Genomic DNA, 20,278 nt, shown 5'->3' with positions numbered 1-20,278 from the left:
CATGAGCATGGCGCTCGACTTGGCGCAAGCGGCGGCGCAAGCGGGCGAAGTGCCCGTGGGGGCGGTAATTGTCGATGAAACGACCGGCAAAGTGCTTGGCCGTGGGCAAAACGGCCCCATAACGGCCCATGATCCGACAGCTCATGCCGAGATCGTGGCTTTGCGCGATGCTGCGGCAACGTTGCAGAATTACCGCCTGACCGACCTGACCCTCTATGTCACGCTGGAACCCTGCGCCATGTGCGCCGGCGCCATCAGCCACGCCCGCATCGGCCGCGTGGTCTGGGGGGCCGACGATCCCAAGGGCGGCGCCGTGATCCACGGCGGCCGTTTCTTCGATCAGCCGACCTGCCACTGGCGCCCCGCCGTCGAGGGCGGCGTCATGGCCGAGCCCGCCGCCGAGACCCTGCGCGCCTTCTTCCGGGAACGTCGCAAGACGGGAACGCGAAGCGCAACCGGGCGTTGACCGCATAAGCTTGGCAAGAGGGGCGCTCGACTTGAAAAACCGCCGACTGATCGCCCCGCTGGGCGGCGCCGCTCTGGTCGTTCTTCTGGCTGCCTGCGCCCCGGAACCGCGTCGCGCCCCGACCAGCGGCGACGAGGTTCGCGACCGCGCCATCGAGGCCCAGACCGCCCGCCGCCGCACCGGCGCCGAGATTCAGGACCGGGCGATGAATCGCGTCGTTCGCGCCGTCTACCTCTGCAACAACAGCGAGCGCCTGACCGTCGATTTCGACAATCCGCGGCAAATGGCGACCGTGCGCACCTCCAACGGCGAAGCGGTGGACCTGTATCAGGAACGCGCCGCCAGCGGCATCTGGTACCGGGCCAGCGGCCACGACCTGCGCGGCAAGGGCGATCAGGCCGTCTGGACCGTAGTCGGTCGCGCCCCCGCCAACTGCCGGGCGGTGGACTAGGCGAAAGCCGCCAGCCGTTCGTCCAGCCCGCGACGCACCTCGGGCCAGTCTTCATCCAGAACGGCGAACTGGGCCGTATCGCGCACCCGCCCGGTCCAGGTGATCTTGTGCTTCCTCAGCACGCCCTCGTCACGCGCGCCCAGCTTGCGGATGGCGGCGGCGCTGGCGGCGTTCAGGGCGTCGGTGATGATCTCGACCCGCACAGCCCCGCTTGAGAAGGCATGGTCCAGCACCAGTCGCTTGCACGCCGGATTGACCGGCCCGCCGCGCGCATCCGGCCGATAGAAGGTCGAGCCGATCTCGCAGCGCCGATGCTCGGGCTTGATCTCATACAGGCTGGTCGTGCCGACCACCGCCCCGTCGCTCAGCCGCCGCACGGCGTAGGCGATGCGCGAGCCGCTCGCCATCGCCTTCAGCGCCGCCGCCCACCAGGTATCGAAATGCTCGCCGCAAGCGGCGCTGACCATCCCGTTCCAGGCCTCGGGGTCGCTGTCCAGCGCCGCCCTCACCTCGCCCTCCAGCGCCGCCGTGAACGGCTCCAGCCGGACAAAGCGATCCTCGAGGACGACGGGGCTCAGCTTCACGCCGCGCCTTCCTCGATCAGGAAGGCCCGCACCGCCTCGGCGTCCACGTTCTTGTCGGTGAAGACGTCGCCGATGGCCCGCGCCAGGATCAGCGTCAGCCTCCCGCCCTCGGCCTTCTTGTCCCCAGCCATCCGCCCGATCAGGGCCTCGGCGTTGAAGACCTGATCCACATCGGCCAGCCGCGTCGGCAGGCCGGCCGCCTTGATCCCCGCCTCGGCCTTCTCGGCGTCAGCAGCCGAACACAGCCCCTGACGCGCCGAGAACCGGAAGGCCATGGCGCAGCCCAGCGCCACCGCCTCGCCGTGGGTCAGGGCGTCGCCAAAGCCCAGCTCGGCCTCCAGCGCGTGACCAAAGGTATGGCCCAGGTTCAGCAGGGCGCGCCGCCCCGCCTCCTTCTCGTCCTCGCCGACGATCTGCGACTTGATCTCGACCGAGCGGATCACGGCCCGCTCCAGGGCGTCGGGATCGCCCTCGGCGCCCGCCGCCCCCTCGCCGCCCAGCCAGTCGAAGAAGTCGGCGTCGCAGATCAGCCCGTGCTTCAGCACCTCGGCCCAACCCGAACGCACCTGCCGCACCGGCAGAGTGGCCAGCGCCTCGATGTCGGCCAGCACCAGCCGCGGCTGATGGAAGGCGCCGATCAGGTTCTTGCCGCGGCGCGTGTCGATGGCGGTCTTGCCGCCCACCGAGGAATCCACCTGGGCCAGCAGGGTCGTCGGGACCTGCACGAAGTCGATGCCGCGCATGAACAGCGCCGCCGCCAGTCCGGCCAGATCGCCGACCACGCCGCCGCCCAGCGCCACGACCAGGCTCCTGCGGTCCAGCCCTTCGGCCAGCAGCCGGTCCAGCACCGCTTCCAGTTGTTCGAAGGACTTGGACGCCTCGCCCGCCGGAACCGTCACGATCCCTGTCTTCAGCCCCGCCGCCTCCAGCGCCGCACGCACCGTATCGCCGTGGATGGCGGCCACGGTTTCATCGCTGACGATGACGGCCCGCGTCGGCTTCAGGGCGGCGACGCGCGCGCCGGCCTCTTTCAGCAGCCCCCGCCCGACCACGACCTCATAGGCGGCGAAGCCCTCGCCCCCGACCGGGATCGTCGTCGTCATTTCTGGATCTCCTCGCGGGCGTGGCGCCGCAGTTCCTTCATGATCGCCTCGACCGCCTGGCCGTGCGAGCCGCCGCCGACCTCGACCGTCAGGTCCGCCTCGGCGTAGATGGGGTAGCGGGCCTGGGCCAGTTGGCTCAGCGCCTCCAGCGGGTCGCGCCCGCGCAGCAGGGGGCGCGTGTCGCGACGCTGCACCCGTTCGGCGATCACCTTCAGATCGGCGCGCATCCAGACGCTGATCGAATGCTTCTTCATCAGCGCCCGCGTCTCGGGATTCAGCATGGCCCCGCCTCCGGTCGCCAGGACGATCGGCGGTCCTTCCAGCAGGCGGCGCATGACCCGCGCCTCGCCCGCCCGAAACTCGGCCTCGCCGCGCGCCGCGAAGATTTCGCTGACCGTCATGCCGGCCGCCGACTCGATCTCATGGTCGCCGTCGTAGAAGGGCAGACCCAGGCGCTGCGCCAGTCTGCGCCCTACCGTCGATTTCCCCACGCCCATCAGCCCCACCAGGGTTATGGTGCGGTCGAGCGCCAGGGACGGCGACAGAGGCGAGGAATCGGGCGAGGCGTCGGCAGGCATGGTTCCACTATCCTCTACACGACACAGCCGTTCGCTCCACACCCGTGTTGCGCGCCTTTCATGACGCCGCAGGTCGAAGCCTTTCTGGAGATGATGGCGGTCGAGCGCGACGCCTCGCCCCACACCCTGTCCGCCTATGGCCGCGATCTGGCCGACGCCGAGACCTGGCTGGGCGATGCGGGCGGGCTGATGGGCGCGGACGAAGGGGCGCTGGAGGCCTGGTTCGCCGACCTGTCGCGGCGCGGCCTGTCGGCGGCCACGGCGGCGCGCAGGCGGTCCTCCGTGCGGCAGTTCTACCGCTTCGCCCTGGGCGAAGGCTGGCGGAGCGACGACCCGTCCCGCCGCATCGACGCCCCGAAACAGGGCCGTAGCCTGCCCAAGACCCTCAGCCGGGATGAGATCGAGGCGCTGCTGACCGCCGCCAGCCTCGGGGACAGCGCCGCCGACAGCGCGGCGGGCCTGCGCCTCGTCGCCCTGGTCGAGATGGCCTACGCCTCGGGCCTGCGCGTCTCCGAACTGCTGGGGCTCAAGGTCGAGGCCGTGCGCCGCGATCCGGCCTATCTGATTGTGCGCGGCAAGGGCGGCAAGGAACGGCTGGCCCCCCTCAACGCCGCCGCCCGCGAGGCGATCAAGGCCTGGCTGACCGCCCGCGACGCCGCCCGCCAACCCGGCGCGCCCGACAGCGCCTGGCTGTTTCCTTCACACGGCAAGACCGGCCACCTGACGCCCCGCCGTTTCGCTCAACTGCTGGATCAGGCGGCGATCACGGCCAATATCGACCCGGCCCGCGTCAGCCCCCACGTCCTGCGTCACGCCTTCGCCACCCACCTGCTGGAAGGCGGTGCCGACCTGCGCGTGGTCCAGACCCTGCTGGGCCACGCCGACATCTCGACCACCCAGATCTACACCCACGTCGCTGTCGACCGCCTGGCGCAAGTGGTCCACTCCAAGCACCCCTTGGCGAAGGACGACTGAACCCCGCTTGCCCCACGGCGTTCACCGCTCTAGTTTCCGCCGCTTTCCGTAGCGCCAACCGCGCTTCCTCCTCACGGACGCCTTATGGCCACGCACTACCTCGAATTCGAAAAGCCCATCGCGGAGCTGGAAGCCAAGATCGCGGAGCTGTCGCATCTGGCGCCCACCAGCGGTTCGTTCGAGACCGAGATCGCCGCCCTGCGCAAGAAGGCCGACGCCCTGCGGGTGAAGACCTACGCCAACCTTGACCCCTGGATGCGCACCCAGGTCGCGCGCCATCCGCAGCGCCCCCACTTCGTCGACTATATCGACGGCCTGTTCACCGACTTCGTGGAACTGCACGGCGACCGTCAGTTCGGCGACGATCAGGCCATCATCGGCGGCCTCGCCCGCTTCCGCGGCCAGTCGGTCGTGGTCATGGGCCACGAAAAGGGTCACGACACCCAGACCCGCATCACCCACAATTTCGGCATGGCCCGCCCCGAGGGCTATCGCAAGGCCGTCCGCCTGATGGACATGGCCGAGCAGTTCGGCCTGCCGGTCCTGACCTTCGTCGACACCGCCGGCGCCTATCCGGGCCTGGGCGCCGAAGAGCGCGGCCAGGCCGAGGCCATCGCCCGCTCGACCGAGCGCGGCCTGACCCTGGGCGTCCCCTCCATCGCCACGGTTACGGGCGAAGGCGGTTCGGGCGGGGCCATCGCCATCGCCGCCGCCAGCCGCGTGCTGATGCTGGAGCACTCCATCTACTCGGTCATCTCGCCCGAAGGCGCAGCCGGCATCCTGTGGCGCGACGGCACCCGGGCCAAGGACGCCGCCATGGCCATGAAGATCACCGCCCCCGACCTGATGGCGATGAAGATCGTCGATCGCGTCATTCCCGAGCCGATGGGCGGCGCCCACACGGCCCGCGATCGGGCCATCCAGTCGGTCGGCGACGTCCTGGAAGACGAGCTGAAGACGCTGTCCACGCTGTCGGCGGACCAAATCCGCAAGGCGCGCGCCGATCGCTTCTACGCCATCGGTCGTCTGGGCTGACCGCGCGCATTGCACGACGGCCCCGCGCCGCCGAAGCTGAAACCATGCGATTCGCTCCCTCGCCTCTTCTGCACGTCAGGGCCTCTTCATGCGCGGCATGAACGGGGTCGGCGAGTCGCTGCGCGAAAGCGCGGTGTTCAACTTCAACGGCGCGATGACCATGGTCATCGACGACTCGCCCTTTGCGCTGGAACTGACGGCCCAGGCTCTGCTGGGCTTCGGCATTAAGGTCCGCCACTCGTGCAGCAGCGCCGCCGAGGCCATCGGCGTGCTGCGCGACCGGCCGGTCGATCTGATCCTGGTCGACTGCGAGATGCCGGGCATGAGCGGCTATGAGTTCGTGCGCTGGCTGCGTCGCTCGGGGCTGGAGCCCAACGCCTTTGCTCCCGTCATCATGACCGCCGCCCACGTCCGCCGTTCCAAGGTGACGGAGGCCCGCGACTGCGGCGCCAACTTCCTGATCACCAAGCCGTTCAGCGCGGGCGTCCTCTTGGAACGGATCGTCTGGGTCGCCCGCGACGCCCGTCCCTTCCTTGAGGTCGGCGACTATTTCGGCCCTGATCGGCGGTTCCGCTCGGAACCCTGGGACGGTCTGGAGCGTCGCGCCGAAGAAATCCGCAAGGCTGAATTCGAAGCCCAACGCAGAGCGTCGATCGAGTTATGACCGTCATCACGCACAATCGCCGTCGTTCGCGCCTGTCGACCCTGATCGACCAGCCCGGGGGCGTCAGCGCCGGCGTCGCCCTGGCCCAGGCCAAGGCCAACCTGGCCGAGATGGAGGCGCGCAGCCGCGCCGTCATCGAGGAACAGGTGTCAGCGCTCGCCGCCCTGCAGCCCGCTGCCTCGATCAATGACGCCGCGCGCGTTCTGGACCTGGCTTACGACTATTCCAGCGCCGTCATCGACGCCGCCGGTCCGTTTGAACTCAAGGACCTGTGCGCCGCCGCCGCCAACCTGTGCGACCTGATCGACGCCGCGCCCGAGGACAGACCCTTCGACTGGCGCATCGTCACCGTCCACGCCCAGGCCCTGCGTCTGCTGCTGACCCTGCCGACCGAAGCGGCCGATGCCCGGACACAGGTGCTGGCCAGCCTGAAGGACGTGCTGAAGGCCAAGGTGCCGGTTGTGTCTCAGTCCGCCGACTGAACCTGACTTTTCGCGCCGCGCGTCTGCTTGCGCCACAGGCTGGCGTACTCCCCGCCCTGACGCGCCACCAGTTCATGGTGCGCGCCGCGCTCGACGATGCGCCCGGCCTTCAGCACCAGGATCTGCTCGGCGTCGGCCACGGTCGACAGCCGGTGCGCCACCACCAGGGTCGTGCGCCCCGCCCGCGCCTTCCGCAGCGTCTTCTGGATCGCCGCCTCGGTGCGGCTGTCCAGGGCGCTGGTCGCCTCGTCTAGGATCAGGATGCAGGGGGCCGCCAGCAGGGCCCGGGCGATGCCCACGCGCTGACGCTCGCCGCCTGACAGCTTCAGCCCCCGTTCGCCCACCCGCGTCTCCATGCCTTCGGGCAGGTTGCGGATGAAATCGGCCAGTTCCGCCGCCTCGGCTGCGGCCCAGATGGCCGTGTCGTCGGCGTCAGGCCGGGCGAAGGCGATGTTGGCGCGGATGCTGTCGTTGAACAGGGCCACGTCCTGCGGCACCAGGGCCACCGCCGCCCGCAGCGAGCCCTGCGTCACCGAACGCACGTCGTGGCCGTCGATCAGCACGCGCCCTTCCTGCGGGTCCAGCAGACGCAGAGCCAGCTTGACGATGGTGGACTTGCCCGCGCCCGAGGGCCCGACCAGGGCCGTCGTCGTGCCGGCCGGAGTGACGAAGCTGACGTCGTCCAGACCCGCCGCCCGGGCGTCGTGACGAAAGCCCACCTGCTCGAAGACGATCTCGGCCCCGCAACCGCCGGTCGGGCGCGGCAAGGCCACGGCGTCGGGGGCGTCGGCCACCTGCGGCGCCTGACGCGTCACCTTCAGCATCTCCTCCATGTCGATGAAGGACTGGCGGATTTCGCGATAGGCGAAGCCCAGGATGTTCAGCGGCGCATACAGCGAGATCATGATCAGCACGGCCGCCGTCACGTCGCCCGGCCCCATCCGTCCCGCCGCCGCCTCGAACCCGGCCATGACGGCCATGATCCCCAGGCCGACGTTCATGATCAGACCCTGGATCAGGTTCAGCGTCGCCAGCGAGGTGTTAGCCTTCAGCGCCGCGTCCACATAGGTGGACAGCGAGCGGTCATAGGCTGCGGCCGCACGCCCCTCGGCCCCGAACGACTTGACCGTTTCATAGTTCAGCAGGGCGTCGACAGAGAGGCCCGCCGCCTCGCTGTCGGCGGCGTTCATGGCGCGGCGATGCTCCAGCCGCCAGTTGGCCATGGCGAAGGTCGCGGTCGCATAGACGGCGACCACCCCGATTGCCACCGCGCCGAAGCGCCAGTCGTACTTGCCGCTCAGCACCGCCGCCGCCAGCACCAGCTCGACCACCGTCGGACCGAGATTGAACACCAGGATCCGCAGCAGGAAGTCCACGGCCCGCGAGCCGCGATCCATCACCCGCGACAGGGCGCCCGAGCGCTTGGTCTGGTGGAAGTCCAGCGACAGGCTGAGGGCATGAGCAAAGGTTTCGGCCGCCGTCTTGCGCTGAGCCGCCGCCCGAACGGGGGCGAACACCACGTCCGACAGTTGCGGCGTCGCCGCCGACAGGAAGCGCACCACGGCCCAGCCCACGGCGAAGGCCGCAAAGCCCCAGCCCACGGCGGCCGCCGCGCCCTGCCCCGCCGCCAGATGATTGACCGCCGCCCCCAGGATCAGGGGCGCGGCCACGCCCAGCCCCTTGCCCGCCAGCGTCAGGCCGATGGCCCCGGCGATGCGCCACGGCAGTTGCGGCGCGCCCGAGCGGCCGACCACGCGCAGCAGATCGCCCAGCGCCTGCAGCGTCGGCGGCGCGTCCTGCTTCACGGGGTCCTGCCCGGCGGCCACGACCTTGGCCGTGGTGTCGCCCCGTCGGCCCGATCGTTCACCGCGCATGGTCATGCTCCAGCATATGGACGCCTCGCCGGAGCGAAACCGACATTCAGTTCAGGCTCGCGATGGCTTCGAGCAGTTCATCCACCGCGCCCTCGCTCGTCGCCCAGGAACAGACGAACCGCACCGAACCGTCGTCGAACTGGTAACAGGCCCAGCCCAGGGCGTTCAGCCGCTGATGCGCCTCATCCGGCATCCGCACGAAGACGGCGTTGGACTCGACCGGGTGGGCCAGGACGAAGGGCGAACGTTCCTCGATGCCGTCGGCCAGACGCTGGGCCATCAGGTTGGCGTGAGCCGCGCCGCTCTCCCAGGCGCCCGACTCCAGCAGCCCCAGAATGGGCGCCGCCAGGAACCGCCCCTTGGACGCCGTCTGCCCGGCCTGCTTCAGCCGGTTGTCGATCCGACGCGTCAGGCTCTTGTCGAAGATGACCAGGGCCTCGGCGCAGTTCGCGCCCGCCTTGGCCCCGCCGAACACCAGAATGTCCACGCCCAGACGCGGAATGTCCTTCAGGTCGAAACCCGCCGCCGCCGCATTGGCCAGCCGCGCCCCGTCCATGTGGACGCCCAGACCGGCCTGCTTCGCCGGCTCGATCAGATGGCGCAGTTCCTCCTCGGAATAGACCGCGCCGTATTCCGTGGCCTGGGTGACGCTCAGCGCCGCCGCCGGCTGGCGATGGCCGACCACAGGCTCCTCCAGCGCGGCGCGCAGGGCCAGACCGTCGATCTTGCCCGAATAGCCCGGCAGGCCGATCAGGCCGACGCCCTGGCCAAAGAAGCCCGGCGCCCCCGTCTCGTCGGTGCAGATGTGGGCCGCATGATGCGTCAGCACCGCCTCATAGGGTCGAGCCAGCATGGAGACGGCGATGGCGTTGGCCGCCGTGCCGCTGAAGACGAAGCGCACCTCGGCGTCGGCGTCCAGCCGCTGACGGATCAGATCAGCCGCACGCGCCGAGGTCTCGTCCGCGCCATAGGCTCGCGCGAACCCGCCGTTGGCCGTCGCCAGCGCTTCCAGCGCGGCCGGAGCCATGCCGGCCGTATTGTCCGATCCGAAATCGTAACGCACGGAATTCAGTCCTTCTGAGCGGGGGCACGGAACGGGATTTCAACCTGATGCGGGAACGGGATTTCAATGCCGGCGGCGTCCAGCGCCTCCTTGCCCGCCTGAATCAGATCCGACTGGGTCTGCCACCAGGCGTCCACCTTGACCCAGGCGTGCAGGGTGATCTCGACCGCGCTGTCCTTCAGCGCGGTCACGCCGGTCCACGGCTCAGGATCGGTCAGGACGGCCTTGTGCCCGCTCGCCACGCCAGCCAGCAGGTCGCACGCCGATTTCAGGTTCTCGCCATAGCCGACGGTGAATTTGATCTCGATCCGGCGTGTCTTCTGGCCTGTCAGGTTGATGATGACGTCGCTCAGGACCTTGGAGTTGGGGATGACGATCTTGTGGTTGTTGGCGTTGGTCATCTGGGTCGTGAACAGGTCCAGCTTCTGCACCGTGCCCGTGGCGCCGGCGACGTCGATCACCTCGCCGACGCGATAGGGCCGCAGCACCAGCAGCATGACCCCCGCCGCCACGTTCGACAGCGTGCCCTGCAGGGCCAGGCCGACCGCCAGCGAGGCGGCGCCCAGGACGGCGATGATCGAGGTCGTCTGCACGCCCAGCCGCTGCAGCACGGCGATCAGGCCGATGATGATGACCACCACCCGCACGACCTGGGCGGCGAAGCTCAGCACGGTCTGGTCGTGACGGAAGGCCCGCATCCGCCCCAGCACCCGCCGCGTCACCCCCGACGCCCAGCGGGCGATGAACAGAGTGGCGGCGAAGATCAGCGCCGCGATGGTCAGGTTGATCGCCAGGTCGCCGGCCATGTCCGCCAGCTTGGCCAGGATGGCGGCGTCGACGCTCAGCCGCTTTTCACCGACGACGACGGCCTGAGAAAGGGTTTCGTGCAAGGAAGACATGACCTTGGGTCTAGCGCCTGCCGCCGCGAATGGAAGCCCTCGTGGGCGAGCTTCTCGCTTCAATCGCTCCCTGCGGCCGCTGGACGCCGGAAGGTCAGGCTGCGGCGGCGGCCTCGCCCTGGGCCTGGGTGGATTGCAGCGCCCCGCGACCGCCCTGCACCTGCCCCATCAGCACCGCCAACCCGCGGAAGTCGATCGGCTTGTTCAGATAGGCGTCGGCGCCGGCCGCCAACCCGGCCTCGTGATCTTCATGGCGCGCCGAGGCGGACAGGACGACGATCGGCGTGTCGACGTTGACGCCGCCGCTTTCGCGGATCAGCCGGGTCGCCGTCAGTCCGTCCATCACCGGCATGTTGACGTCCATGATGATCAGGTCGAAGCGCTGGCTCTTCGTCGCCTCGACGGCCAGTTCGCCGTTCTCGGCCGTACTCGTGCGATGCCCCGCCGACCCCATCCAGGCCTCAAGAATCATGCGGTTGACCGGATGGTCCTCGACCACCAACACGTTCAGATGGTCGTGACTGGCGATATCGGCGTCGATCTCTTCGGCCGTCTCGGGGCGGCTCCACTCGACCACCTCGCCTTCGACCGAAAGGGTGAAGGTCGAACCCTGGCCCAGGCTGGACGTCACCGTGATGTCGCCGCCCATGATATGCGCCATGCGCCGCGCGATGGTCAGGCCCAGACCCGTGCCGCCGAATTTGCGGGTCGAGGAGTTGTCGACCTGGGTAAACGGCTGGAACAGGCGATCCAGATCCTCGGTGGAGATGCCCGAACCGCTGTCGGTGACAGAAAACTCGAACGCTACGCGGCGATCCGAAACGCGCCGGGCGTAGACGTTGAAGCGAATGTCGCCCTCGTCGGTGAACTTCACGGCGTTCGAGAGCAGATTCTGCACCACCTGACAGACCCGCAGGGGATCGCCCCGGACCACTGCCGGAATTTCGCCCTCGAACGTCGAGATGAAGTTCAGCCCCTTGGCCTCGGCCTGGGCCATGAAGGGCCCGACGATGCGTCGGTGCAGGTCCTCAAGTTGAACGTCCACGATATCGAAGCTCATCTTGCCCGCTTCGATCTTGGTCATGTCCAGGATGTCGTTGAGCAGACTCAGCAGATTGTCGCCCGAGTTGCGAATGATCGACAGATACTCGCGCTGCGTCCCCTCCAGGCGCGTGGCGCTGAGAAGCTGGGCGGCGCCCAGCACCCCGTTCATCGGCGTGCGCAGTTCATGCGAAATGACGCCGAGGAAGCTGGACTTGGCCTCGTTGGCCGCGTCCGCCCTGTCGCGCGCGGCCTCAAGCTCCTCGATCAGGTGGGACTGGTGGGCCTGGAAGGCGCGGATCCGCTCCTCACGAAGCATGGTCATGGTCACCAGCACGAACAGGCTGGCGGCGATGAACGGCACCAGGGTGAGGAAGGGCCAGAACAGGGGGCCGCCGAACAGGCTGACGGCGATGATCGCCGCCGCCAAGCCATAGGGCGAGGAAATCACGATCGCCTGACGCGGCGAGCTGCGCAGTTGGGCGAACACCAGCACATAGCCCGACACCAACAGGGCGATCGCCAGCTCATGGCCGAAGGGCGACTTCGAGAACCAGGCGATCAGCGGCGCCACGGCCCAGACCGCCGTGGTGCCGGTCGCCACGACCGGGAAGACCATGCCCCACCCGGCGCCGACGCGCTGGCTGACCCGCTTCTCGACTTCACCGCGCAGGGCGCCGGCGGCCAGGGTGGCGACGAACCAGGTCAGGCCCTGGACCATGCCGACCGTGACGATGACGCCGACAGCCCAGCTGACAATGATCATATAGCGCAGGTAGTGCGTCTGCAGGATCGCGGTCAGCGCCTGTGCGGCCTCGCCGGGCGCCTGCCCGTCCAGTCCCTTGATCCCGTCCCCCACCATTCGCACGCCCCCGCTCTTGCAAATCAGTTCGCTGCGGACGCTAGATTGAAGGTTCTAAGACGGTGTGAATGCGGAATTTTACGTATCAAACCGGCACACCGCCTAGACCAGGGCGGCCTCGCCGACTGTCAGCGCACGAACGGAAAGCGCGTGAACAGGTCCAGACAGCTCGTCTTTCAGCACCGCGTTGACCGCTCGCTGACGCGCGACACGCCCCTGCCCCTCGAAGGCGTCGGACACGATCATCAGTTGGAAATGGCTCTCGCCGCCGTCCTTGGCGTCCATGCCGCCTTCGTGGTGATGCCCGGCGTGTTTCCAGCTGTCGTCCTCCAGCTCGATCCGCGCCGGAGCGAAGGCCGCGGTCAGTTTTTCGCGGATAAGTGCCGCCACGGGGCCATCTGACATCGGTCGTTCCTTGAAGCTGTCCAATTCCAGCTTACACTTGGGGCGATGTCCGCGTCATTTGAATACAAGCCTCGCTTCACCGACATCCGCGTGAAGCCGCCCAAGCCCGAGGAAGAGCAGGCCGAGGCCGATGTCCTGCACCTGAAGCCGGGCGAAAAGCCGTGCCAGTGGCCGGACTGCAGCCGCCCAGCCACCGCCAAGGCGCCCAAGTCACGCGAGCAACTGGCCGACTTCTACGACTTCTGTCAGGTCCACGCAGGCCAGTACAACAAGGGCTGGAACTTCTATGCGGGCATGAGCGAGGGCCAGATCCGCGCCGCCCAGGAAAACGAGGCCATGACCGGCGGCCGCCCGACCTGGGAGATGAAGGCCGGCAAGAACACCCGCGAAGCCGCCGCCTTCGCCGCCAAGATGGGCACGGCCAACACCGAAGGCGCCGGTTCCTGGCGCGACAGCTTCGGCCTGTTCGGTCGTCGCACCCAGGAACAGGCCGGCCCGGCCGCGCCCGAAGTGCATCGCATCGGCAAGATCGAGCAGGCGGCGCTAGCCGACCTGGACCTGAAGCCCGGCGCGGACAAGACGGCCATCAAGGCGCGCTATCATGAACTGCTGAAACGCTTCCACCCGGACACCAACGGCGGCGACCGCGGCGCCGAGGCCAAGCTTCAGCGCGTCATCAAGGCCTGGAAAACCTTGAAAAAGGCCGGGCACGCCTGAGCGAACGAAGCAAGCCGACCGATCGGGGGGCGCCGGCGACGCGCGTCATCGCCCCTTCGCCCGAGCCGTCCCAGATTTCAGCGAAGACGGCGTCGCCGTTCTCGTCCTGCAGCCTGAGCCGCGTTTCTTGCACGGCTTCGGGAAAACTGTCCGCATCCAGCACGAACATCAGCGGCGTGCTTTCAGGCGCATCATAGACATAGCAGAAGTACTGCGTGTGCGTGTTCATGGCACCTTCCCCGACGGAAGCGATGAACAAATTATTAACACCCCCTTGTGGATTACACGAATCACAGAACCGTTGTTTCTGTCCTACTGCCCCCCATATCCGAATCCTCGAAGCACCTGAGGAGTCGCCTGATGGAAGTCTTGTACCGCGCCCACGCCACGGCATCGGGAGGCGGCCGCGACGAGGGCCGCTCCGCTACAGATGACGGCAAGATCGACGTGCGCCTGTCCGTCCCCGCTGAAATGGGGGGCAAGGGCGGCGACGGCACCAATCCAGAACAGCTTTTCGCCACGGGCTACGCCGCCTGCTACCTGGGCGCGCTCCGCCTGGTCTCAGGCAAGGCCGGAACGCCGGTCGGGCCGGACACAAAGGTCACGGCCGGGGTCGGCTTTGGCAAGAATACGCGCGGTGAAGGCTTCAATCTGGACGTCACGCTCCACATCACCGGCCACGGCCTTGATCAGGCGGTCATCGACGATCTGCTCCAGAAGGCGCATCAGGTCTGCCCCTATTCCAACGCCACACGCGGCAACGTCGACGTGGCGCTGAGCGCCGCCTGAGCCTGCGGCCATGAGCGCCGCCCCCCAGGTCCTGGTCATCGGCGCCGGTCCCACGGGGCTGGCGGCGGCGCTCTTTCTGTCCCGACGCGGCGTGGCCGTGCGCCTGATTGATGCGGCGGAGACGCCGACCGCCACCTCCAAGGCCTTGGGCGTCAATCCGCGCACCCTGGACCTGCTGGAGGCCACTGGCGTCACCGCCCGCATCCTGGCCGAGGCCGGGACCGTGGCCCGGCTGCATATCCACCGACACGGCCAGACCCTGGCTGTGGTCCATCTCGCCGAACTCGATGTCGGCGCTCGTTTTCCCCTCGCCATCCTGCCCCAGGCGCGCACCGAAGCCCTGCTGACCGAGGCCCTGGCCGTGCGCGGCGTCGCGGTCGAACGCGGCCTGGCCCTGACTGGGCTGTCCCAGGACGCCGACGCCGTCACGGCGGTCCTGTCGTCGGGCGAGCGCGTGCGGACGCCGCTGCTGTTCGCCGCCGACGGCGCCCATTCCACGGTGCGCAAGGGGCTGGGCCTCGGCTTTCCCGGCGACGCCTGGGCCGAGCCGTGGCAGTTGATCGACGTCGATCTGGATGGTCCGCCGTCCGACGAGGCCTGGATCGACTTTCGCGACGACGCCGTCTTCGTCTGCCTGCCCTATTCCGGCGCGCGCTTTCGCCTGATCGGCTTCGGCCCGCCGCTGCTGGGCAACCTGCCCGAGGGCTGGCGCGCGGGCGCCGTCCGCTGGCGATCGGACTTCCACGTCTCGCACCGCATGGCCTCGGCCATGAGCGTCGGTCGCGTCGCCCTGGGCGGAGACGCCGCCCATATTCACTCCCCCATCGGCGCGCGCGGCATGAACCTGGGCATCGAGGACGCCTTCGTCTTCGCCGACTGCGCCGCCGAATTCCTCAGCGGCGAGGCCGAGCGAATCGAGGATTACGATCGGCTGCGCCGTCCAGTCGACAAGGCCGTGGTGCGCCGCGTGCGCGCCCTGACCAGTTTCGTGCGGAACACCGGCGCCGGGGCCGATCTGGCTCGCCGCGCCGTCATTCCCGTCGCCACCCGCCTGCCCTTCCTGATCGAACGGGTCGCGCGCATCGGTCTGGGCCTCGACCACCCGGTCGTGCTGCGCTAATCGCATCTGTCATGACCTCTCTCCTCGACGCCTCGCCCGATCCCCTGGTCACGCTGGAGCCGCACCGCAAGGTGACGGTGAGGGAGGCGTTCGGCGTCGATTCCGACATGGTCGTGCCGGCCTTCGACACGCGCGACAGCCATGTGCCCGAGATCGACGAATCCTATCGCTTCGATCCGCAGACGACGCTGGCCATCTGCGCCGGCTTCGCCTTTGACCGCCGCGTCATGGTTCAGGGCTATCACGGCACCGGCAAGTCGACCCACATCGAACAGGTCGCCGCCCGCCTGAACTGGCCGCTGGTCCGCGTGAACCTGGACAGCCACATCAGCCGCATCGACCTGATCGGCAAGGACGCCATCGTCCTGAAAGAAGGCAAGCAGATCACCGAGTTCCGCGAGGGCATCCTGCCCTGGTCGCTGCAACGCCCGGTCGCCCTGGTCTTCGACGAATACGACGCGGGCCGTCCCGACGTCATGTTCGTGATCCAGCGCGTGCTAGAGGCGCAAGGCCGTCTGACCCTGCTGGACCAGAACCGCGTCATCCGTCCGAACCGCTGGTTCCGCCTGTTCTCGACCACCAACACCATCGGTCTGGGCGACACCTCGGGCCTGTATCACGGCACCCAGCAGATCAATCAGGGCCAGATGGACCGCTGGAACATCGTCACCACCCTGAACTACCTCGACCACGACGTCGAAGCCGAGATCGTCGCCGCCAAGATCCCGGAATGGAACGACGCTGACGGCAAGCGCCGCATCGCCGCCATGGTCCGCGTCGCCGACATGACCCGCAACGCCTTCATGAACGGCGACATCTCCACCGTCATGTCGCCCCGCACGGTCATCACCTGGGCCCAGAACGCCATCATCTTCGGCGGCGACCTGGCCCTGTCGTTCCGCCTGACCTTCCTGAACAAGTGCGACGAGCTGGAACGCCCGACCATCGCCGAGTTCTACCAACGCGCCTTCGGCGAGGACCTGCCCGAAGCCGCGACGCGAGTGAAGATCGGCTGATCCCGGCGACGCAACGCCGCAGCCGCGTAACCGTCACATTAGCTTGACGGCGCTGTCGCCAGCGCCCGTTCTAAGCGGCTTCGAACCTATCGGAGTCGTCTTATGCGTCTGCAACGCCGCCAACTGATCTCGACCGGGGCCGCGGCCTTCGCCTTCGCCGGCTTTGCCCGCAACGTCCACGCCCAGAGCGCAGGCGAGGAAACCTACGTCAATCAGGTCGAGGGCTATGGCCCGCTGAAGGCCGATCCCAACGGCCTGCTCGACCTGCCCCAGGGCTTTTCCTATCAGGTCATCTCCCAGAGTGGCGAGACGATGGATGACGGCCTGCTGGTCCCCGGCCAGCCGGACGGCATGGGCTGCTTCCCCCTGACGCCGACCACGGTGGCCCTGGTGCGCAACCACGAACTGAAGGGGTCCAAGGCGCTTCATCGCAACATGGGGCCCGGCGGCTTCCATCACGAGCGCCTCGGCCTGCTGGACGCCTCCAAGGCCTATGACACCTACAAGGACGGCCGCCCCCTGCCGGGCGGCACCACCACGCTGATCTACGACCTCGAAACCCGTCAGACAGTGCGCCAACACCTGTCGCTGGCCGGCACCTCGACCAACTGCTGCGGCGGCCACACACCCTGGGGCAGCTGGCTGACCTGCGAGGAGACGGTCGAGACCCCCGCCGACGCCGACGTGAGCAAGGCCCACGGCTGGGTGTTCGAGGTCCCCGCTGACGCCACCGGCCTGATCGATCCCGTGCCGCTGAAGGCCATGGGCCGCTTCGACCACGAAGCCGTCTGCATCGACCCGCGCACCGGCATCGCCTACCTGACCGAGGATCAGGGCGACGGCCTGTTCTACCGCTTCATCCCCACGGTTCCGGGCCAGCTGGCGCACGGTGGACGGCTGCAGGCCATGGCTTTCAAGGGCCAGCCCGCCGCCGACAGTTCCAATCACGACGCCCGCGTCTGGTCCGTCAACGACTGGCGCGAGGTCGAGTGGATCGACATGCCGGACGTGGAATCGCCCAACGACGACCTGCGTCTGCGCGGCCATGCCGCAGGCGCCGTGAAGGTGGCGCGCGGCGAAGGAATCTTCTGGGGCGAGAACGAGCTCTACCTGACCGCCACCTCGGGCGGGCCGCTGCGTCGGGGCCAGATCATGCGCTACGTCCCCTCGCCCGACGAAGGCGGCGCGGACGAGGGCCGCTCGCCGGGCCGCATCCAGTTGTTCGTCGAAAGCACCGACCTGCGCACCATGAACATGGGCGACAACCTGTGCATCGCACCCTGGGGCCACCTGATCGTCTGCGAGGACAACTATTCCGACGAAGTGCGCAACCACATCAAGGGCGTGACCCCCGACGGCCGCCTCTACACCATCGCCCGCAACGTCTTCACCGGGAACTCGGAGTTCGCCGGGGCCGTGTTCTCGCCGGACGGCGACGTCCTGTTCGTGAACATCATGTACCCCGGCCTGACCTTCGCGATCAGAGGCCCGTGGAACGCGGTCCGCTCATGAACAGGCGCGGGCGCGAGCGGCGAACCAGCCACAGGTTGACCGTCGCCGCGCCCAGCACCAGGGCCGCCACCGCCTGGTGCAGCGCGCCCAGGGTGATCGGCACGGCGTGCATCAGGGTGACGACGCCGAGCGCCGCCTGAAGCCACAGCAATCCCGCCAGAACGAAAGCCGACAGGCCCAGCCCCTCGGCCAGCCGCCAGCGCCAGGCGTGGATCGCGTAGGCCGTGCCCGCCGCCAGCAGCAGATAGGCGCCGATGCGGTGATTGAACTGCACCAGCCCCTGATCGTGCAGGAAGGCGATTGCCCCCTTGCCCCACTCCACCGGCGGGAAGACCGCGCCGTTCATCATCGGCCAGTCGGTATAGATCATCCCCGCCTTGGCCCCGGCCACCAGCCCGCCCAGCAGGCACTGAGCGAAGACGGCGGCCAACAGCAGTCCGGCGCCCCAGGTCCAGCCGCGCGGCGAGCGCGAATGGTCAGACCCCGACCAGGCCTCCAGCCCGGTCCAGATCAGGCCGGCGAAGATGACAAAAGCCAGCCCCAGGTGGGTCGCCAGCCGCTCCGGGGCCACGTCCACCCGCTCCGACAGGCCGCTGGACACCATCCACCAGCCGATCAGCCCCTGCAGACCGCCCAGGGCCAGCAGGACCAGGCAGCGCACGATCAGCCGCTTGGGCATCCGCCGCATCAGCAGGAAGACCACGAAGGGCACCGCGAAGACCACGCCGATCAGGCGCCCGACCAGACGGTGCAGCCATTCCCACCAGAAGATGCCCTGGAACTCGCCCAGGCTCATGCCGGCGTTGACCTGGGCGTACTGCGGGATCGCCTTGTACTTGTCGAAGGCCTCAGCCCACTGGGCGGCGTTCAGCGGCGGAATGGCGCCCATGATGGGCTTCCACTCGGTGATCGACAGGCCCGAACCCGTCAGGCGCGTCACGCCGCCGATGACCACCATGGCGAAAACCATCGCCGCGCTGAAGAACAGCCACAGCGCGACTGCGCGGCTGCGATCCTGATTTACAAAACGGTTCATTCGACGCCTGCCGTTCGCCCCGATACACTGTCGCCAAACCCACCGGGCGACCGGGGCGGTATGCCCCCCAAGCGCGGCAAGATCGAGTCGCTTTCGACGCCAAGGCGTCGCACCATTCTGAAGGAGCGCCCGTGGCGCCATATGCGGATATCGCCATCGCCGTCGTCGGCGCCCTGGCCCTAGCCTGGATCGCCGACCTGCTGACGGGTCGTCGCGGCCTGGGCGGGACCATTCTGGTCGCCGCCGTCGGCGCGGGATGCGGCGCCTTTCTGGCCATCCGCGTCTTCGCGGTTGCGACGCTGAGCGACTGGATCTGGGTCGTCTGGTCCCTGGTCGCCGCCGTGATCTGCCTGGTCGCCTTCTTCCTGTTCAGGAGCAAGCGCTGATGGGCTCTCGGACCCGCCGATTCGTCGCCACCATCGGCGTCCTGTTCTTCCTCGCCTTCTGGGTCTGGGGCGCGGTGTCGATCAACGATCGCCTGCCGGACATCTGGTGGCTGGACCTGATCTTCTTCACGGTCGCCGGCATTGGCTGGGGCATCCCCCTGATCCCGTTGCTGCGCTGGGCCGAGCGCGAGCCGGGGTCGAAGTAGGCCCGGAATTGCAAAAGGGGCCGCCCGAAAGCGACCCCTTTAACCAACCGATTTCCCTAAGGAAATGGTCGGAGCGACAGGATTCGAACCTGCGACCCCTTGACCCCCAGTCAAGTGCGCTACCAGGCTGCGCCACGCTCCGAAGACGCTCCCTATAGAGGGCGATTCCGCAGTCCGCAAACGCTAAAACGCTCTTTGAACAACAAGTTCGCCTCAGCGCTGCAGAACAGCCTCCAGACGCGCCTTGGCCGACTCCAGGTCGGCCAAAACGGCGCCCAGGCGCGCGGCCTCGAACGGCTGGGCCGCAGCGGCGGCGACGGGTTCGCGTTCCACGTCGGCGTCGATCTCCAGCGCCGTCGTCGGATCGCCATAGGCGGCCAGACGAGCCAGCCCCTGCTCTTTATGCAGACGCTGGACGCCGCGAATTGTCAGCCCCTCGTCATGCAGCAATCGACGCACGCCTTTCAGGACGGTGACGTCCTCGGGGCGATAGAAACGACGGCCGCCCGCGCGCTTGACCGGGGCGATGAAGTCGAACTTCGTCTCCCAGAAGCGCAGGACGTGCTGGGGCGCGCCGACTTCGTCAGCGGCCTCGGAAATGGTGCGAAAGGCGTTCGGGCTTTTGGCCACGTTAGACTAGTCCTCGACGACCGCGTCGTGGACCCGGCTCTTCATGATCTGCGAGGCGCGGAAGCTGATGACCCGGCGCGGGTTGATCGCCGCCGGTTCGCCCGTCTTGGGGTTGCGGCCCATCCGGGCGCGCTTCTCGCGCACCTGGAAGACGCCGAAGCCGGACAGCTTCACCGTCTCGCCGTGCTCCAGCGATTCGACGACCAGTTCGAGCGTACGCTCGACCAGGCCGGAGCATTCCTGGCGGGACAGGCCCACCTCTTCATGCACCGCCTCGCACAAATCCGCCCGGGTCAGGGTCTGTTGTCCCGTCACTGCGTCTCTCCGCTGCCAATCCGCATGCATAGAAGGGCAAAGTCGCCCCGAATCAAAGCCCTGAATGCA

The 20,278-nt window shown here is 68.2% G+C and carries 25 protein-coding genes and 1 tRNA gene; 13 read left to right on the top strand and 13 right to left on the bottom strand.

Features of this window, described 5'->3' with window-relative positions; genetic code table 11:
* Position 1 precedes the first annotated feature (1 nt).
* Both tadA and AC3IS2_RS05460 read left to right on the top strand, forming a co-directional pair.
* The gene (gene tadA / locus AC3IS2_RS05465) at positions 2 to 466 is read left to right on the top strand and encodes a tRNA adenosine(34) deaminase TadA (protein ID WP_489199633.1); all 465 of its coding nucleotides are present in this window, start codon (positions 2 to 4) and stop codon (positions 464 to 466) included.
* Positions 467 to 497: 31 nt separating this feature from the next.
* The gene (locus tag AC3IS2_RS05460; protein ID WP_489199632.1) at positions 498 to 917 is read left to right on the top strand and encodes an MliC family protein; all 420 of its coding nucleotides are present in this window, start codon (positions 498 to 500) and stop codon (positions 915 to 917) included.
* On the opposite strand, the gene AC3IS2_RS05455 is transcribed toward AC3IS2_RS05460, so the two are convergent.
* The 3 genes from AC3IS2_RS05455 to AC3IS2_RS05445 are packed head-to-tail and all read right to left on the bottom strand — an operon-like array spanning position 914 to position 3,209.
* Positions 914 to 1,501 carry a GNAT family N-acetyltransferase gene (locus tag AC3IS2_RS05455; RefSeq protein WP_489199631.1) on the bottom strand — a complete coding sequence of 196 codons (588 nt, stop codon included), beginning with the start codon at positions 1,499 to 1,501 and terminating at the stop codon, positions 914 to 916. The two genes, AC3IS2_RS05460 and AC3IS2_RS05455, sit on opposite strands and share 4 nt — an antisense overlap.
* Positions 1,498 to 2,604 (bottom strand): 3-dehydroquinate synthase, encoded by a 1,107-nt coding sequence (gene aroB / locus AC3IS2_RS05450; RefSeq protein ID WP_489199630.1) that lies wholly within the window; start codon positions 2,602 to 2,604, stop codon positions 1,498 to 1,500. Before aroB ends, AC3IS2_RS05455 begins: the two co-directional genes overlap by 4 nt.
* The gene (locus AC3IS2_RS05445) at positions 2,601 to 3,209 is read right to left on the bottom strand and encodes a shikimate kinase (protein WP_489200104.1); all 609 of its coding nucleotides are present in this window, start codon (positions 3,207 to 3,209) and stop codon (positions 2,601 to 2,603) included. Before AC3IS2_RS05445 ends, aroB begins: the two co-directional genes overlap by 4 nt.
* 33 nt (positions 3,210 to 3,242) lie before the next feature.
* Between AC3IS2_RS05445 and AC3IS2_RS05440 the strand changes: the two genes are divergently transcribed.
* The 4 genes from AC3IS2_RS05440 to AC3IS2_RS05425 all read left to right on the top strand — a co-directional run bounded on the left by AC3IS2_RS05440 (position 3,243) and on the right by AC3IS2_RS05425 (position 6,338).
* Positions 3,243 to 4,157: a site-specific tyrosine recombinase XerD gene (locus tag AC3IS2_RS05440; protein WP_489199629.1), complete on the top strand. Its 915-nt coding sequence runs from the start codon at positions 3,243 to 3,245 to the stop codon at positions 4,155 to 4,157.
* Positions 4,158 to 4,241: 84 nt separating this feature from the next.
* Entirely contained in the window at positions 4,242 to 5,192 is a 951-nt protein-coding gene (locus AC3IS2_RS05435; RefSeq protein ID WP_489199628.1) for an acetyl-CoA carboxylase carboxyltransferase subunit alpha, read from the top strand.
* An 88-nt stretch (positions 5,193 to 5,280) separates the two neighbouring features.
* Positions 5,281 to 5,856: a response regulator gene (locus AC3IS2_RS05430; protein ID WP_489199626.1), complete on the top strand. Its 576-nt coding sequence runs from the start codon at positions 5,281 to 5,283 to the stop codon at positions 5,854 to 5,856.
* Positions 5,853 to 6,338 carry a chemotaxis protein CheE gene (locus AC3IS2_RS05425; protein ID WP_489199625.1) on the top strand — a complete coding sequence of 162 codons (486 nt, stop codon included), beginning with the start codon at positions 5,853 to 5,855 and terminating at the stop codon, positions 6,336 to 6,338. Before AC3IS2_RS05430 ends, AC3IS2_RS05425 begins: the two co-directional genes overlap by 4 nt.
* Here the strand turns inward: AC3IS2_RS05425 and AC3IS2_RS05420 are convergent.
* From AC3IS2_RS05420 to AC3IS2_RS05400, 5 genes are all read right to left on the bottom strand, one after another.
* Positions 6,323 to 8,212, bottom strand: coding sequence for an ABCB family ABC transporter ATP-binding protein/permease (locus AC3IS2_RS05420; RefSeq protein ID WP_489199624.1), 1,890 nt, complete (start codon positions 8,210 to 8,212; stop codon positions 6,323 to 6,325). The genes AC3IS2_RS05425 and AC3IS2_RS05420 overlap by 16 nt on opposite strands.
* A 46-nt stretch (positions 8,213 to 8,258) precedes the next feature.
* On the bottom strand, positions 8,259 to 9,275 hold the full coding sequence (locus AC3IS2_RS05415; RefSeq protein ID WP_489199623.1) for a threonine aldolase family protein: 1,017 nt from the start codon (positions 9,273 to 9,275) through the stop codon (positions 8,259 to 8,261).
* A 5-nt stretch (positions 9,276 to 9,280) separates the two neighbouring features.
* Positions 9,281 to 10,174 carry a mechanosensitive ion channel family protein gene (locus AC3IS2_RS05410; protein WP_489199622.1) on the bottom strand — a complete coding sequence of 298 codons (894 nt, stop codon included), beginning with the start codon at positions 10,172 to 10,174 and terminating at the stop codon, positions 9,281 to 9,283.
* 94 nt (positions 10,175 to 10,268) lie between these two features.
* Positions 10,269 to 12,077: an ATP-binding protein gene (locus AC3IS2_RS05405; RefSeq protein WP_489200103.1), complete on the bottom strand. Its 1,809-nt coding sequence runs from the start codon at positions 12,075 to 12,077 to the stop codon at positions 10,269 to 10,271.
* A 102-nt stretch (positions 12,078 to 12,179) separates the two neighbouring features.
* Complete coding sequence (locus AC3IS2_RS05400; protein WP_489199621.1) at positions 12,180 to 12,467, bottom strand: BolA family protein; 288 nt, start codon at positions 12,465 to 12,467, stop codon at positions 12,180 to 12,182.
* Between the two features lie 60 nt (positions 12,468 to 12,527).
* On the opposite strand from AC3IS2_RS05400, the gene AC3IS2_RS05395 reads away from it, so the two are divergent.
* A complete protein-coding gene (locus AC3IS2_RS05395; protein ID WP_489199620.1) occupies positions 12,528 to 13,199 on the top strand; it encodes a J domain-containing protein in 672 nt (223 codons plus the stop codon).
* Here AC3IS2_RS05395 and AC3IS2_RS05390 read toward each other — a convergent pair.
* The gene (locus AC3IS2_RS05390) at positions 13,159 to 13,428 is read right to left on the bottom strand and encodes a hypothetical protein (protein ID WP_489199619.1); all 270 of its coding nucleotides are present in this window, start codon (positions 13,426 to 13,428) and stop codon (positions 13,159 to 13,161) included. The genes AC3IS2_RS05395 and AC3IS2_RS05390 overlap by 41 nt on opposite strands.
* Positions 13,429 to 13,559: 131 nt before the next feature.
* On the opposite strand from AC3IS2_RS05390, the gene AC3IS2_RS05385 reads away from it, so the two are divergent.
* The 4 genes from AC3IS2_RS05385 to AC3IS2_RS05370 all read left to right on the top strand — a co-directional run bounded on the left by AC3IS2_RS05385 (position 13,560) and on the right by AC3IS2_RS05370 (position 17,636).
* Positions 13,560 to 13,988, top strand: a complete 429-nt coding sequence (locus tag AC3IS2_RS05385) for an organic hydroperoxide resistance protein (RefSeq protein WP_489199618.1) — start codon at positions 13,560 to 13,562, stop codon at positions 13,986 to 13,988.
* A gap of 10 nt (positions 13,989 to 13,998) precedes the next feature.
* A complete protein-coding gene (locus tag AC3IS2_RS05380; protein WP_489199617.1) occupies positions 13,999 to 15,108 on the top strand; it encodes an FAD-dependent oxidoreductase in 1,110 nt (369 codons plus the stop codon).
* An 11-nt stretch (positions 15,109 to 15,119) separates the two neighbouring features.
* Positions 15,120 to 16,124, top strand: coding sequence for a cobaltochelatase subunit CobS (gene cobS, locus AC3IS2_RS05375; protein ID WP_489199616.1), 1,005 nt, complete (start codon positions 15,120 to 15,122; stop codon positions 16,122 to 16,124).
* A 102-nt stretch (positions 16,125 to 16,226) separates the two neighbouring features.
* Entirely contained in the window at positions 16,227 to 17,636 is a 1,410-nt protein-coding gene (locus AC3IS2_RS05370) for an alkaline phosphatase PhoX (protein WP_489199615.1), read from the top strand.
* Here AC3IS2_RS05370 and AC3IS2_RS05365 read toward each other — a convergent pair.
* A complete protein-coding gene (locus AC3IS2_RS05365; RefSeq protein ID WP_489199614.1) occupies positions 17,605 to 18,672 on the bottom strand; it encodes a COX15/CtaA family protein in 1,068 nt (355 codons plus the stop codon). The two genes, AC3IS2_RS05370 and AC3IS2_RS05365, sit on opposite strands and share 32 nt — an antisense overlap.
* 131 nt (positions 18,673 to 18,803) lie before the next feature.
* Here AC3IS2_RS05365 and AC3IS2_RS05360 point away from each other — a divergent pair, with 131 nt between their 5' ends.
* On the top strand, positions 18,804 to 19,058 hold the full coding sequence (locus AC3IS2_RS05360; protein ID WP_489199613.1) for a transglycosylase: 255 nt from the start codon (positions 18,804 to 18,806) through the stop codon (positions 19,056 to 19,058).
* Complete coding sequence (locus AC3IS2_RS05355; RefSeq protein ID WP_489199612.1) at positions 19,058 to 19,264, top strand: DUF2842 domain-containing protein; 207 nt, start codon at positions 19,058 to 19,060, stop codon at positions 19,262 to 19,264. Before AC3IS2_RS05360 ends, AC3IS2_RS05355 begins: the two co-directional genes overlap by 1 nt.
* A 65-nt stretch (positions 19,265 to 19,329) precedes the next feature.
* On the opposite strand, the gene AC3IS2_RS05350 is transcribed toward AC3IS2_RS05355, so the two are convergent.
* From AC3IS2_RS05350 to AC3IS2_RS05340, 3 genes are all read right to left on the bottom strand, one after another.
* Positions 19,330 to 19,406 (bottom strand) — tRNA-Pro (locus tag AC3IS2_RS05350).
* A gap of 71 nt (positions 19,407 to 19,477) precedes the next feature.
* A complete protein-coding gene (locus tag AC3IS2_RS05345; RefSeq protein WP_489199611.1) occupies positions 19,478 to 19,894 on the bottom strand; it encodes a MerR family transcriptional regulator in 417 nt (138 codons plus the stop codon).
* A 6-nt stretch (positions 19,895 to 19,900) separates the two neighbouring features.
* Positions 19,901 to 20,209 carry an integration host factor subunit alpha gene (locus AC3IS2_RS05340; protein WP_441456311.1) on the bottom strand — a complete coding sequence of 103 codons (309 nt, stop codon included), beginning with the start codon at positions 20,207 to 20,209 and terminating at the stop codon, positions 19,901 to 19,903.
* Between the last annotated feature and the right edge of the window lie 69 nt (positions 20,210 to 20,278).

Source organism: Brevundimonas sp. KH_025 (assembly GCF_057839885.1).
This window is presented reverse-complemented; position numbering and strand designations above follow the sequence as displayed.

Excerpts from the sequence above, each read along its gene's own strand:
- AC3IS2_RS05430 (WP_489199626.1), top strand. The coding sequence starts at position 5,281 with ATGCGCGGCATGAACGGGGTCGGCGAGTCGCTGCGCGAAAGCGCGGTG.
- AC3IS2_RS05370 (WP_489199615.1), top strand. The coding sequence starts at position 16,227 with ATGCGTCTGCAACGCCGCCAACTGATCTCGACCGGGGCCGCGGCCTTC.
- AC3IS2_RS05420 (WP_489199624.1), bottom strand. The coding sequence starts at position 8,212 with ATGCGCGGTGAACGATCGGGCCGACGGGGCGACACCACGGCCAAGGTC.
- AC3IS2_RS05355 (WP_489199612.1), top strand. The coding sequence starts at position 19,058 with ATGGGCTCTCGGACCCGCCGATTCGTCGCCACCATCGGCGTCCTGTTC.
- AC3IS2_RS05405 (WP_489200103.1), bottom strand. The coding sequence starts at position 12,077 with ATGGTGGGGGACGGGATCAAGGGACTGGACGGGCAGGCGCCCGGCGAG.
- AC3IS2_RS05380 (WP_489199617.1), top strand. The coding sequence starts at position 13,999 with ATGAGCGCCGCCCCCCAGGTCCTGGTCATCGGCGCCGGTCCCACGGGG.
- AC3IS2_RS05410 (WP_489199622.1), bottom strand. The coding sequence starts at position 10,174 with ATGTCTTCCTTGCACGAAACCCTTTCTCAGGCCGTCGTCGTCGGTGAA.
- tadA (WP_489199633.1), top strand. The coding sequence starts at position 2 with ATGAGCATGGCGCTCGACTTGGCGCAAGCGGCGGCGCAAGCGGGCGAA.
- AC3IS2_RS05435 (WP_489199628.1), top strand. The coding sequence starts at position 4,242 with ATGGCCACGCACTACCTCGAATTCGAAAAGCCCATCGCGGAGCTGGAA.
- cobS (WP_489199616.1), top strand. The coding sequence starts at position 15,120 with ATGACCTCTCTCCTCGACGCCTCGCCCGATCCCCTGGTCACGCTGGAG.
- AC3IS2_RS05365 (WP_489199614.1), bottom strand. The coding sequence starts at position 18,672 with ATGAACCGTTTTGTAAATCAGGATCGCAGCCGCGCAGTCGCGCTGTGG.
- AC3IS2_RS05385 (WP_489199618.1), top strand. The coding sequence starts at position 13,560 with ATGGAAGTCTTGTACCGCGCCCACGCCACGGCATCGGGAGGCGGCCGC.
- AC3IS2_RS05390 (WP_489199619.1), bottom strand. The coding sequence starts at position 13,428 with ATGAACACGCACACGCAGTACTTCTGCTATGTCTATGATGCGCCTGAA.
- AC3IS2_RS05440 (WP_489199629.1), top strand. The coding sequence starts at position 3,243 with ATGACGCCGCAGGTCGAAGCCTTTCTGGAGATGATGGCGGTCGAGCGC.
- aroB (WP_489199630.1), bottom strand. The coding sequence starts at position 2,604 with ATGACGACGACGATCCCGGTCGGGGGCGAGGGCTTCGCCGCCTATGAG.
- AC3IS2_RS05425 (WP_489199625.1), top strand. The coding sequence starts at position 5,853 with ATGACCGTCATCACGCACAATCGCCGTCGTTCGCGCCTGTCGACCCTG.
- AC3IS2_RS05395 (WP_489199620.1), top strand. The coding sequence starts at position 12,528 with ATGTCCGCGTCATTTGAATACAAGCCTCGCTTCACCGACATCCGCGTG.